The organism is Caballeronia sp. SEWSISQ10-4 2 (assembly GCF_030464885.1).
In the GTDB taxonomy this organism is placed as follows: Bacteria; Pseudomonadota; Gammaproteobacteria; order Burkholderiales; family Burkholderiaceae; genus Caballeronia.
Genome location: NZ_JALPRJ010000145.1, coordinates 1 through 11,748, shown reverse-complemented (window position 1 = coordinate 11,748; position 11,748 = coordinate 1). Strand labels below are relative to the sequence as shown.

Here is an 11,748-nt window from a genome sequence, read left to right as displayed (position 1 = left end):
GGAGATCCTGCGCAAGGTATTCATCGATAACGGCAAGGCATTGCTGCCGGACTGATCCACCACTTCCACGTTCGAGGTCCTAACATTATGTTCCTTTCCGAAAAAGAGCGGCTTGCCAAGATCAAGCCACTGCCGATCGACAAGAGCGGCCATTTCTTTGACGGCGCCCATATCGCGCGCTTCAATATGATCCCCTGGACGCCCTTCAATCTCATCGGCAGCGACCAGGGTCCCGTCTTTAAGCTGATGACGGTGAACTGGGAGCGCGACATGTTCGTTATGATCCTCGACGTGCCGGGAGGCATGAAAGTCGAGCCGCACTACCACCTCGGCGAGGCTTACGGTTTTATCCTCAGTGGCAGCTTCGACTACGAGTACGGCAAGATCGTCGCGAACAACTACATCGGCGAGGGTGCCAGGATCGCTCACAGCGCTGAGATCGGTCCCGACAACGTTCTGCAGCACTCAATCCTGTTTGGTGGCTTGTGCGGTGCGAAGCCGGACGGCTCACCGGACCTGTCGGTTATCGTTGGTTGTCGCGCGGTCTATGAGATGGCCATGCGCAACAATGCAGCCGATCACATTGCGCCACCGCCGCCGGGCTGGAAGAGCCAGTGGGAAACGCCGGAAGCTATCGCCGCGGTGACCAGTGCACCTGTGGCCGACTGATCCTGCCCGAAGAATCCAGCAAAATTCCCAGAGGAGATACCGACCATGTCTGGTTCCGCCACCGCTGCACAGGCCTATACCGAGATCCACCTGCCCTCGGTCGAGGCCTACATGAATTTCAGTCAGAACATCCCTCGCGCCCGATCCAACGTGCTCGATCCGAGCCAGACCTATCGGCCGCTGGAGGCGCACAAGGTCACCATCCACGACGCGCGCCCGATTCGCGGCCAGCTCGATCTGGACAAGGAAGGTTTCATCCTGGTGGACCATGTCAGCAGCGTCTCGCACCTGCGTGACGCCAGGCAGCTGGAGGGCACCTACCACGACGAGATCAAGGAGGTAATCAAGAAGATCTCCGGCGCCGACTACGTCCTTCCGTACCGCACCTACTGCCAGGTCCGCCTGTCCCAGCGCGCACCTGGCGAAAACGGCGACGACACTACCCGGCCGGCTGGCTTCGTGCATGCAGATGTGACTCAGAGGACCTTCCACGACTGGGCCAAGTGGGTCCAGGAGGATGAGAAGATCAAAGTGCCGCCGTACAAGCGGGTGGTGATGTACAACACTTGGCGGGCAGTGTCGAAGCCGCCTCAGGATTTCCCGCTGGCCCTCACTGACGGCTTCAGCATCAAGCCCGGCAAGTGCGTGATAATGGACAACGTCACCAGCATGGAGGCGGAAGGGCACACCGTCGAAACACGCCTGGGCCTCTACGATCCGGACGACAAGTGGTATTACTTCTCCAACATGCGCGAGGAGGAACTGCTGATCTTCAAGGGCTACGACACGAAATTCAACGACGACCAGACCGTCTGGCACAGCAGCTTCAACAACACCGAGATCCACCCCGATGCGACGCCCCGGGAAAGCCTTGAGGCGCGCTTCTTCGCCTTCTGGGTCTGAAGGCGGAACCTTCCGGGCGGTGCTGCGGCGTCCGCCGGGAAGCAGGTTGACCATTACAGGAAAGGAGGTGCATCAATGTCGGTAAAGGGATTGGGCCGCCTGCAAGGCAAAGTAGCCGTCGTAACCGGTGCGGGTTCCGGCATCGGTGAGGGCATCGCCACTGTCTTTGCCCGCGAGGGCGCTAAAGTTGTTGTTGTCGACGTGGATCCAGTCGGTGGCGAACGCTGCACGGCGGCGATCAAGGCTGCGGGCGGTGAGGCCGAGTTCGTCAAGGCGGATGTCCGTGTGGAATCCGAAGTCCAAGCCATGCTGGAACGCGCTGTCGCGCGCTTCGGCGGTCTGGACGTGCTGGTCAACAACGCCGGCGTAGGCATCGGCAAAACCGCCGAGCAGACCAGCGAGGAAGAGTGGGACCGCATTATCGACATCAATGCCAAGGGCACCTTTCTGGCGACCAAGCATGCCATCGGGCATTTGCGTAAGCGCGGCGGCGGCAGCATCATCAATATCGGCTCGCTGTTCGGCCTGCGTGGCGGCCCCAGTTTCGCCGCCTACCATGCGTCCAAGGGCGCAATCCGCCAATTTACCAAGTCCACGGCCTTGGCGCATGCCGGCGAAGGCATCCGGGTCAACGCCGTGCATCCCGGAATCATTCGGACGCCAGCGTCGATGCAGAACGCCGAGGCGCAGGAGTTCGCCGCGGCGAGTCTCGGGCCAATTGGGCGCTGGGGCGAGCCAGAGGAAATTGCGTACGGTTGCGTGTACCTCGCCTCCGATGAGTCCAAATTTGTGACCGGAATCGATCTCGCCATAGACGGTGGACTGTCCGCCTGACCCGTATTGCGGTTTCTGGTCGGTGTCGCCCACCGCGCCAGGAGGTAGTCGTGCGTGAGCGCGAGATTTGCCACACGTAGACTCGCGCGAGATGTCGGTGCAGCAGATGTCCACCTCAACATGGTGGGCATCTGCGTGCCCTCATAACGTGCGGGGTGCCCAGTGTGTGCGGCCGCCATCGCCATCACCAGATCGTGCTCACGTGAGGACGTGCAGCCCAGCAACGATTCGAACCAGGCGCTGCATTGCCAACTCGACGGCGTGCACATGCTGGTCTCCAAGTCCAGGTCGAAGATGGCTGAGATGACAAGACCGACAATGGCGGCGATTAGGCGGTCGGCGACGTGCTCGAGGTCGAGGCCAGGCTTCAGCAGCGCGCGCGGTCATCGAGTTCAGAATGACAACCCAGCGCTTCCTTTGCTCCTTGGTGAAGTCCCGGTGAATCGAAGAAATCTCGGGATGTGAGTCGAGCTGGGCAATATAAGCGAACCAGACGCGCCACCATTGGATGCTGTGGTCTTCCAGGAGCATCACCGACGTCATGAAGGCTTTGAGGTCGCCGCCACTTTTCCGTAACGCCTCATTGGTGATAGTGACGAACCGGGCGTGGTTGTATTTGAAGATGAGGGTCAACAACTCATCCTTCTTCTTGAAATGGTGCATGACGATTGTCGTGCTGTAACCGGCCTCGCGCGCCACGTCGCGAACGGTCAGTGCACCCAGGCCCGATTTGGCGAGCAGGCGCGAAGCGACCTCGATGACGCGCCGGCGCTTTTTGTCATGATTGACCGGATGGCGGCATCCGAGAGCACCGTCTCCGAAATGTCTGTCTCGTCTTGGGCCAAACTCACGTCGGTTCACGAACCCGCGAAACTGAAAACAATCTTCCCGGAAACATTTCCTTCCCACATCATCCGCATCCCTTCGGCGGCTTCCGTGATCGGCAGCACCTTGCCAACCTGAGGCTCCAACCCGTATTCGTCAACGAAGGTGATCAGATCCCTGAATTCGCTACGCGTTCCAGCAAAGACGCCGGTCACTGTGATTTGGTCGAATGTGATGCGAGCCAGTTCCGCGCCCGGCTGATCACCGGTTGTCACCCCGCAGATCACCACAGTACCCCCCGGGCGCACGGAATGAATCGAATGTTTCCAGGTTGCAGCCCCGACCGGTTCGAACACCGCATCGACCTTCTCCGGAAGCGATTCGTTGGACGCAAAAGTCCGGTGGGCGCCGAGACTTTCCGCGAGAGCACGCTTCTCCTCCGAGCGCCCCGTCGCCCATACCCGCAAGCCGGTCGCACGGCCAAGCTGAATGAGCGCGGTAGCGACGCCGCCGGACGCGCCTTGGACAAGGACCGTCTGTCCGGGCCGCAGCCGCACGCGGGTGAACATCATCCGATAGGCGGTAAGCCACGAGGCCCCTAAAACGGCGGCCGGAACCGACGCAAGGCTTTGTGGCAAAGGCAACGCATTGCGCCGCGGCACGACCATGTAGTCGGCGAATGATCCGTGAAACTGCTCGCTGAACACATTGCGGTCGGGATCCAGCGTCTCGTCGTCTCTCCAATCGGTATTGCCGATGACTGGATAGATGGCGACCCGCGTGCCGTCGTCCAGAGTGCCGATCCCATCGCAGCCGAGGATCATGGGGAAAATCTCGGGTCGGCCGGCGGCGGCGCCCATGCCTCGCAGTGTCCAGATATCGTGCCAGTTGAGACTGGCGGCAGACATCTTGACCCTTACCCACCCTTCTGGAACCCTTGGTTCCGGGTGCTCGCCAAGGATAAGCGCCGACAATGGGGAGTCGAAATTGGGCTTTTCCACATAAGCTGCGAACATGACTTTCTTTCCTCCGAATTTTCAGACGAGAACCGATTGATCAATCTTGCCGCGGCTTATATATGGCCGGCGCAGGCCGTAATCTTCCAGAATGGGGAGGACGTCTTTCGTCACCCGACGGATGTCCTCGAGCGGCTTGACCCAGGTGAACAGAATGCCGTCGATACCGGTATCGGAAATCGCCGTCATCTTGCGCGCCACCGTCTCGGGAGAACCTACGATCGGGTAACCCATACAGACGCTGATAATCCAGCGTGGACTTCTTTCCGGCGCACTGCGTATACCGCATCAGGCAGGCTCTGCGCCAGCGGATAGAAGAAGGTCGGGACGCCACGTTCTCGCGCAGCAGCTGCGCGATTTGATCCTATTTGATAAACCGGCTCGCCAGGCGGATTGAAAAAGTACTACTCATTGAAGGAACCATTGGCGAGCGAAGGTGCTGAGCTCTTGGATCAATTCGGGCTTGCCCCCGATTACAAACCCAAGGTTTTTAACGCTCCCATTCGGATATTCCTCCGGCTGCTTGACTGATACTTCTGCGGCATGAAGGGGGAGGTCGGCTCAAGGCCTGGCCAGTTCCGCGTCAATGGCCTGCAACAGGCGCGGATCGTCGGCGACCGTATCTGGGGCGAAGCGCGCCACGACCTCGCCGTATCGATTGACCAGGAACTTCTCGAAATTCCATAGCACGTCGGGCGGGGCGCCAGTGTCAATACCATAACCCTTGAGCACTTCTCGGAACGGACCGTCGCCGATCGCCGTCGGCTGCGCCTGTGTCATCACAGCGTACAGCGGATGTCGGTCCGCGCCTCTCACGGAAATTTTCGAGAACAGGGGGAAATGCACGTCGTAGTTGAGAGAGCAGAACTCGCTGATTTCGGCGTCGGTACCCGGCTCCTGTCCATTGAAGTTGTTGGCGGGGAAGCCGAGGATTTCCAGCCCTTGGGCGTGCTTAGCCTGGTAGAGCTTTTCCAGTCCTTCGTACTGCGGAGTCAGCCCGCACTTGGAGGCGGTGTTGACGATCAGGAGTACCTTGTCACGATAGTCGTCCAGACTTGCTTCGGCGCCATCGGTGCGCTTGAGGGGGATGTCGTAGATCGTGCTCATGCCGATTCTCCTTCAATGGGCCGGGATGCTTAAACTGCGAAGGCGCGACGAGCGCTGAAGTGCCGTTGTGCATCGGCATTGGAAGTGCATGCCGCCAGTCTGCTCATCTTGAAGTGTCTCTATGTTTTTACGGCCTGCTAGCTTGACGCCCACTTTAGGAATCGCTTGGGTGCTTGTCAAATAGGATATGAATTTGTATATATACAAAACGGAGCGAAGTATGAGACGAATCCTCGAGTTACACCTGGCGGCATCAATGTTGCCGCGCACAGTATTTGAGGCCGAGCAGGCAGCATGGGCTGCGACGGCGATCTTACCCTTTGTAGCCTGATCGACACCGAGGTTCACTATCAACCAGAATCCGTACAAGTTTTCGAGAATCGAACACTGCACTAGCTCACATGACCCTGACTGCACGAAGTTTCGCCTATCCGCAAAGCTCGATCGCCCTTTGCTTCAATATCAACTGTCGGCATCAACGCAGGACAATTTGGCTGCTCAATCATCGTTGCCTTGCTGACGTCCGTGCGTGACGATTTTTAGTACCGCCGTCCCGGCTGCTGCCACACCGGTTCCAACTCGTAGTTCCCCTTGCGCGAAAACGAGTTCGCGCGTTTGCCGAATGACGGATCCGCGTGCTTCGACGAACGATCCGCTAGGTACAGCGGTAAGGTATTTCGTATCGAGTTGAATCGTCACGCACGGGGTGCGATTCGCCGCCTCCCAGGCAAGCGTGCTAACTACGTGGTCGAGTAGGGTAGCGAGCAGGCCGCCATGAACGAAGCCACCGGGATTCAGATGGTCGTCGCCAGTGATCACGCCCAGCATCAGCCCGCCATCCTGGTCTCGCCGGCTCCACAGTGGCCCGACAAGTCCAGTGAAACCCTTTCGCGCGTGGAGCCGCCAACCCGCGTTCATTAGTTCGACTGGAGTGAGGTAAGCGTTCATGATCAGCGAAGAGAGGGTAGACGCGAGGTAAGTTCCATGGCCGCATCGACGAGCTCGGTGGCCAGCATGCCAACGCGTGATGCGTTCAGGTGATCGGTAAGACCTACGGCAGCGAGCCCGAAGGCCATATGCTGCTTCGAATCCAGAATTGGAACGGCGATGACAGTAACACCAGCGATGTAGTTACCACGATCCACGCCGAAGCCGCGTTTGCGGGTGGTGTTGACCTCTTTCAACCACGCGTCGAACGACAGCGGGTTTTGCCACCGTAACGAATCGAACCCGCTCCTCAACTCATCGGTGCTGAAGTTTCCGAATGCGGCAACGCAGCGGCCCGTTGCGCTGATTAGCGCAGGAAATTGGCTTCCGAGCTCGACGTGCAGGCTGATGGGCAATTCGGATGCGGCAAGGGATTTCACCACCATGTGCTTCAAGCCGCTCGGTTCTACACCCATCGCGGTGACGCCGAACTTTGCAGAAATGTCGTCCAGATACGGTTGCACGACGTCATTGAAACCCCCGCGCTTCAGCGCGCTGCGCGCCAGCGCCAGCATCCCGGGCCCAAGGCTATAGCGCTTGGTCGCGGGATCGACCTTGAGCAGCTCTTCGTCGACGAGGACGCGCAGGATGTGGAGGCAGGTGCTCGGAACCAGGTCAAGTTCGTCGGCAATGGCCTTGACTCCAAGCGGCGACGGACTGGCGCCTAGCAACCGCAGGATGGCGATCGATCGCGTGACCGCTGGCACCGGCCGCACACGGGGGCCCGCCAACTTCTTTTCCGGTTCGGAGTTAGCCTCCTCGAGGATTCGTCTCATACTTCGCTCCGTTTTGTATATATACAAATGTACATCCTATTTGACAAACGAACAAGCGACTCCTAAAGTGGGTTTCAAGCTAGCAGGCCTTAAGAACATGGAGACACTTCAAGATGAGCAGACTGACGGCGTACACTTCCTTTGCCGATGCACAACGGCACTTCAGTCCGGATGCATTGTGGGACCTCGTCGACGGGGCGCCGCCGCTTCTGAACATTGCGCACGAGTGCATCGACCGGCATGCCCTCGACGACCGGACGGCAGTGATTGTGGCCCATGCCGATGGCCGGGATGAGATCCTGAGCTTCAGCCAGATCGCGCAAACATCATCACAGGTCGCGCACTACCTGCACGCGCAGGGAGTGCGCGCAGGCGACCGGGTGGGAATCATGCTCGATCCGTCGCTTGCTTTTTATGCGTCTCTTTTCGGAGTACTGAAGCTTGGTGCGATTGCCGTTCCGCTTTTCACGCTGTTTGGAGAGGACGGGCTGCGTCTGCGGGTGGAGGACTGCAAGCCATCTGCGCTGATCACCCACGATGAAAAGGCGCAGGTCGTTGGTTCCACCCAACGCGTCAACCTGATTTTCGCGAATCAGGCGTGGTTCGAATGTCTTTCCCGCTATCCCACCCGGTTCGCGGCGGCGACGCAGAGCGACGATCTGGCGATTTTTCAGTACACCTCGGGCACGACCCGTGAATTGCCCGATGCCGTGCGCCATACACACCGCTCGCTGGTCATGGTGCTACGTGCCGCGTTGTACGGCACAGGCGTGAGGCCACGTGAGCGATTCTTCTGTCCTTCCTCGCCGGCGTGGGGGCACGGCCTGTGGCATGGCACGCTTGCACCGCTCGCGCTGGGCGCGACGATCGGCGCCTACGCCGGGAAGTTCGTGCCGGAACGCCTGCTGCGCGCACTCGCTGAACACCAATTCACGAACATGTCCGCTGCTGCGACGCATTACCGGATGATCCGGAATTCCGGCGTCACCGATCAGTATGTCTATGCAATCCAGAAACTGACGTTCACCGGAGAGCCGATCGACAGCGAGAGCGCGGAGTTCATCAGGAAGACCTTCGGCTGCGCTGTGTGCAGCATGTACGGCACGACCGAGGTCGGCGTGATTCTGGCGAGTTATCCCGGTGCGCCGGATTTTCCGGTCAAGGATGGTTCGCTGGGCAAAGCCGTGCCGGGAGTTCGGGTTGCGGTGCACGACGCCAACGGACAACCGTGCGCGCCAAACGTTACGGGCGAACTCGTGGTCTGGCGCGGTGGCAGATGGCTGCCAACGAAAGATCTCGGACGGATCGACGAAGAAGGTTACTTCTTTCACCGCGGGCGGGCGGACGACGTGATCATTTCGGCGGGCTGGACCATCAGTGCCGTGGAGGTGGAGGACGCCGTTTTGAAGCATTCCGATGTCCGTGAGGCAGCGGCAATCGGCGTGCCCGACCCGTTGAGAGGTCATGTTGTGAAGGCGTTCGTGGTTTCCACGCGCGAGGGCAGCGAAGCGTTCGCTCATGAAATTCAGGAGTTGGTGCGGGCGCGTCTGAGCCAGCACGAGTACCCGCGCCTCGTCGAGTTTGTCGGCGAGCTTCCGAAGAATCCCGCCGGCAAAGTCAATCGCAGGGCATTACGCGAGCGCGAGCGATCCAGCTCGGCCGTTTCACATTGATTTCACCAAGGAGGAGTGTATGGCAGAAGATCAGGTCACGTTCCCGAGGATCACCGACGAGGGACTGGAGGAACTGAGCAAACGTATCGGGATGAAGATCGGCGCCACTGTCGAGCCCTGGTGTCACGAGGCGACGCGCGACAACGTCCGCCACTACGCACACGGCATCGGCGACGACAACCCCCTGTGGTGCGATCCTGACTACGCCGCGACGACGAGACACGGTGGCCTCATTGCGCTTCCGAGTTTTCTGTTTGCGACAAACCGCATCGTTTCCGGGTATGTGGGTGGCTTGCCAGGCGTGCATGCAATGTGGTCCGGCGCGGACTGGAACTGGCACAAGCACGTCAGGCGCAACGACGTGATCACGACCGAAGCGAGGCTCAAGGATCTGATTGAGCACGATACGCGCTTTGCCGGCCGGGCAATCCAGCAGATATACCACGTCGACTTCTACAATCAGGAGGGGGACCTCGTCGCCGACGCCGATAGCTGGTGTTTTCGTACTGAGCGCGATCATGCGCGCGAGCGCGGCACAAAGTATGCGGAAGTGAAGTCGCGTGCACCCCGTTACTATTCCGAGGAGGAACTGGCGGCAGCCTATGACCTCTATCGCAACGAGAAGGTGCGTGGCGCGGAAACCCGCTACTGGGACGACGTGACGGAGGGTGAGGCGTTGCCGGTTATGTTCAAGGGGCCAATGACGGTGACGGGTTTCATCGCATTTGCTCAGGGCTGGGGCGGCCTCTACATCCGGGCGAACAAGCTGGCGTGGCAACTGATCGACGCACATCCAGGGGTTGGGATCAAGAACCGTTTTGGAATTCCCGATTGCCCGGAACGCGTGCACTGGGAAGAGGAGTTCGCGCTGCGGGTCGGTGCACCGGGCGCGTACGACTATGGCCCCGAGCGCTGTTCCTGGTTGACGCACCATCTCACCAACTGGATGGGCGACGACGGTTTCCTGCGCAGCGCGAACTGCAAGATTCGCCGCCATAATCCTGAGGGCGACATGTTGTTCATCAAGGGCAGAGTCAAGCGCAAGTTCGTGGAGTCGGGGCGTCACCTGGTCGAGATCGAACAGGAAGCGACCAATCAGGACAATGAGCTTTCTGTAATTGGGGGCGGTGTCGTGGAGCTTCCTGCGCGAAGCTGAACGTGAAGCGGAAACGGCCGTGCGGCGGCCGCAAAGGACAGAGCATAACTGCGCCACGAAGAGAATCAGGAGACGCAAGTGACGGACTCAGCAGTTCATGATGCAGGATGCGACGGCGTAGAGGGCGGAGGCGCGTTGCAAGGTCTAAAGGTGCTCGATTTGTCGCGAGTGCTTGCCGGCCCGTATGCGGGGCAGATACTTGCCGACCATGGCGCGGATGTCATCAAGGTTGAGCCGCCACAAGGCGACGAAACCCGCGAACTCGGGCCGCCGTTCGTCGACGAGAGCGCCGCCTATTTTCACGGCTTGAACCGTAACAAGCGCGCTATTTCGCTTGATCTTTCGCTGTCGCGCGGTCGTGAAGTTCTGCTGGAGATGCTTGCCAGCACCGACGTGCTCATCGAGAATTTCCTGCCCGGCACGATGCGCAAATGGGGTATCGGTTATGAGGAAGCGCTCGCCGAGCGCTTCCCGCAGCTCATCTACTGTCGGATTTCCGGCTACGGCGAACAGGGCCCGCTGTCCGGCCTGCCCGGCTACGACGCGGTGCTGCAGGCATTTTGTGGGCTGATGAGTGTCAATGGGCACGCGAATACCGGGCCGACACGGGTTGGTGTGCCAATCGTCGATGCCGCCACTGGCCTCTCGTCTGTCATCGGTATCCTGCTTGCGCTCGCTGAGCGCAACCGCTCGGGCCGCGGGCAACTGGTGGCGACCTCACTGTTTGACACCGCCTTGGGCCTGTTGCATCCGCATCCTTCGAACTGGTTTGCGTCGGGCAATGCGCCAAAGCTCACGGGCAATGCGCATCCCAACATCTCCCCGTACGACGTATATCACGCGTGCAACGGCGTGGTCTTCATCGGTGTGGCAAATGATGGGCAGTTCCGGCGTTTTTGCAGCATGTTGGGCCGTCATGACCTGATCGATGATCTGCGATTTGCAACGAACCGCGCCCGGGTAGAGAACCGCGTCGCCTTACGCGAAGAAATCGAGCACATTCTGTGCGATTTCGACGCGGCAGTGCTGTGCGAGCGACTGACCGAGGTGGGCGTTTCGGCTTCGAAAGTCAATTCTGTCGAAGACGTGCTGCAACACCCGCATACGCGTGCCCGAGGAATGGTGGTCGAACTGCCTGGCTACCGCGGGATTGGACCAACGGTGCAGCTGTCGCGAACACCCGCACGCGTTCGAACCGTACCACCTACCTTCGCCGCCGACCTCGACACCGTCATGGCAGAGGTCGGCTATCGACCCGAAGAGGTCGAGATCTTCATCCAGGCTGGAGCAACACCGAGACAAAAGAGAACGAAAGGCTAGGCGAGCACGCGGGTCGCCGCGCATCGGGCCGACCGCAAGATCGCTGGCAACTGGTGACTCAACAGGAGACAGATTATGGCTATCAGCCAAGGCCCTGCCTCTCGTATCAGCCGACGGGACCGACGTGTGCTCATTGCTTCGTCTCTCGGTGCGGTATTCGGCGTCCACGATTTCTGCATTGCTGGCTCAGCATCAGCCAATACGTCTTTGCGGGCGTGAATCCGGCTGCGGCCTCGTGTTCATGCTGCTGGGCTTTCAGGACGGGCCTGGTGCGGTGCTCAATGCTCTCCAGACTACCTTCGTCATAGTGTGAAGCCCGTCGAGATCCGGAGTGTTCTTGCCAGCCCGACGTACAAAGAGGAGCAAGCCCTGCAAGTTTGATGTGAGCAATGCGCCTCGCAGAGTGCAGTTCTCTGACGACAATCCTGGATTGATCTTCGAGACCAGGCCTGCAAATATCTCCAGGTTTTGTCCGGTGATTT

General features: G+C 59.6%; 12 protein-coding genes and 1 pseudogene. 6 read left to right on the top strand and 7 right to left on the bottom strand.

Going from position 1 to position 11,748, the window contains the following annotated elements:
- The first annotated feature begins 87 nt into the window (after positions 1-87).
- The 3 genes from M0D69_RS41930 to M0D69_RS41920 all read left to right on the top strand — a co-directional run bounded on the left by M0D69_RS41930 (position 88) and on the right by M0D69_RS41920 (position 2,406).
- Positions 88-669 (top strand): hypothetical protein, encoded by a 582-nt coding sequence (locus tag M0D69_RS41930; protein ID WP_301787677.1) that lies wholly within the window; start codon positions 88-90, stop codon positions 667-669.
- A 45-nt stretch (positions 670-714) separates the two neighbouring features.
- Positions 715-1,572, top strand: a complete 858-nt coding sequence (locus tag M0D69_RS41925; RefSeq protein WP_301787676.1) for a CmcJ/NvfI family oxidoreductase — start codon at positions 715-717, stop codon at positions 1,570-1,572.
- A 75-nt stretch (positions 1,573-1,647) separates the two neighbouring features.
- Positions 1,648-2,406, top strand: coding sequence for an SDR family NAD(P)-dependent oxidoreductase (locus M0D69_RS41920; RefSeq protein WP_301787675.1), 759 nt, complete (start codon positions 1,648-1,650; stop codon positions 2,404-2,406).
- A 198-nt stretch (positions 2,407-2,604) separates the two neighbouring features.
- Here the strand turns inward: M0D69_RS41920 and M0D69_RS41915 are convergent, their stop codons facing one another.
- From M0D69_RS41915 to M0D69_RS41890, 6 genes are all read right to left on the bottom strand, one after another.
- Positions 2,605-3,267 (bottom strand): TetR/AcrR family transcriptional regulator, encoded by a 663-nt coding sequence (locus M0D69_RS41915; RefSeq protein WP_301787674.1) that lies wholly within the window; start codon positions 3,265-3,267, stop codon positions 2,605-2,607.
- Positions 3,264-4,247 (bottom strand): zinc-binding dehydrogenase, encoded by a 984-nt coding sequence (locus tag M0D69_RS41910; protein WP_301787673.1) that lies wholly within the window; start codon positions 4,245-4,247, stop codon positions 3,264-3,266. Before M0D69_RS41910 ends, M0D69_RS41915 begins: the two co-directional genes overlap by 4 nt.
- Positions 4,248-4,268: 21 nt before the next feature.
- Positions 4,269-4,481, bottom strand: coding sequence for a hypothetical protein (locus M0D69_RS41905; RefSeq protein WP_301787672.1), 213 nt, complete (start codon positions 4,479-4,481; stop codon positions 4,269-4,271).
- 327 nt (positions 4,482-4,808) lie between these two features.
- Positions 4,809-5,354, bottom strand: coding sequence for a glutathione peroxidase (locus M0D69_RS41900; RefSeq protein WP_301787671.1), 546 nt, complete (start codon positions 5,352-5,354; stop codon positions 4,809-4,811).
- A 498-nt stretch (positions 5,355-5,852) separates the two neighbouring features.
- On the bottom strand, positions 5,853-6,302 hold the full coding sequence (locus tag M0D69_RS41895; RefSeq protein ID WP_301787670.1) for a PaaI family thioesterase: 450 nt from the start codon (positions 6,300-6,302) through the stop codon (positions 5,853-5,855).
- 2 nt (positions 6,303-6,304) lie between these two features.
- A complete protein-coding gene (locus tag M0D69_RS41890) occupies positions 6,305-7,117 on the bottom strand; it encodes an IclR family transcriptional regulator (protein ID WP_301787669.1) in 813 nt (270 codons plus the stop codon).
- A 113-nt stretch (positions 7,118-7,230) separates the two neighbouring features.
- Between M0D69_RS41890 and M0D69_RS41885 the strand changes: the two genes are divergently transcribed.
- The 3 genes from M0D69_RS41885 to M0D69_RS41875 all read left to right on the top strand — a co-directional run bounded on the left by M0D69_RS41885 (position 7,231) and on the right by M0D69_RS41875 (position 11,266).
- Positions 7,231-8,790, top strand: coding sequence for an acyl-CoA synthetase (locus tag M0D69_RS41885; RefSeq protein ID WP_301787668.1), 1,560 nt, complete (start codon positions 7,231-7,233; stop codon positions 8,788-8,790).
- 19 nt (positions 8,791-8,809) lie between these two features.
- Positions 8,810-9,946, top strand: coding sequence for a MaoC family dehydratase N-terminal domain-containing protein (locus M0D69_RS41880; protein ID WP_301787667.1), 1,137 nt, complete (start codon positions 8,810-8,812; stop codon positions 9,944-9,946).
- Positions 9,947-10,024: 78 nt separating this feature from the next.
- The gene (locus M0D69_RS41875) at positions 10,025-11,266 is read left to right on the top strand and encodes a CaiB/BaiF CoA-transferase family protein (RefSeq protein WP_301787666.1); all 1,242 of its coding nucleotides are present in this window, start codon (positions 10,025-10,027) and stop codon (positions 11,264-11,266) included.
- A gap of 255 nt (positions 11,267-11,521) precedes the next feature.
- Here M0D69_RS41875 and M0D69_RS41870 read toward each other — a convergent pair.
- Positions 11,522-11,748, bottom strand: a pseudogene (locus tag M0D69_RS41870) (TetR/AcrR family transcriptional regulator); the annotation flags it as partial.

Excerpts from the sequence above, each read along its gene's own strand:
- M0D69_RS41885 (WP_301787668.1), top strand. The coding sequence starts at position 7,231 with ATGAGCAGACTGACGGCGTACACTTCCTTTGCCGATGCACAACGGCAC.
- M0D69_RS41900 (WP_301787671.1), bottom strand. The coding sequence starts at position 5,354 with ATGAGCACGATCTACGACATCCCCCTCAAGCGCACCGATGGCGCCGAA.
- M0D69_RS41905 (WP_301787672.1), bottom strand. The coding sequence starts at position 4,481 with ATGGGTTACCCGATCGTAGGTTCTCCCGAGACGGTGGCGCGCAAGATG.
- M0D69_RS41925 (WP_301787676.1), top strand. The coding sequence starts at position 715 with ATGTCTGGTTCCGCCACCGCTGCACAGGCCTATACCGAGATCCACCTG.
- M0D69_RS41880 (WP_301787667.1), top strand. The coding sequence starts at position 8,810 with ATGGCAGAAGATCAGGTCACGTTCCCGAGGATCACCGACGAGGGACTG.
- M0D69_RS41930 (WP_301787677.1), top strand. The coding sequence starts at position 88 with ATGTTCCTTTCCGAAAAAGAGCGGCTTGCCAAGATCAAGCCACTGCCG.
- M0D69_RS41920 (WP_301787675.1), top strand. The coding sequence starts at position 1,648 with ATGTCGGTAAAGGGATTGGGCCGCCTGCAAGGCAAAGTAGCCGTCGTA.
- M0D69_RS41895 (WP_301787670.1), bottom strand. The coding sequence starts at position 6,302 with ATGAACGCTTACCTCACTCCAGTCGAACTAATGAACGCGGGTTGGCGG.
- M0D69_RS41890 (WP_301787669.1), bottom strand. The coding sequence starts at position 7,117 with ATGAGACGAATCCTCGAGGAGGCTAACTCCGAACCGGAAAAGAAGTTG.
- M0D69_RS41910 (WP_301787673.1), bottom strand. The coding sequence starts at position 4,247 with ATGTTCGCAGCTTATGTGGAAAAGCCCAATTTCGACTCCCCATTGTCG.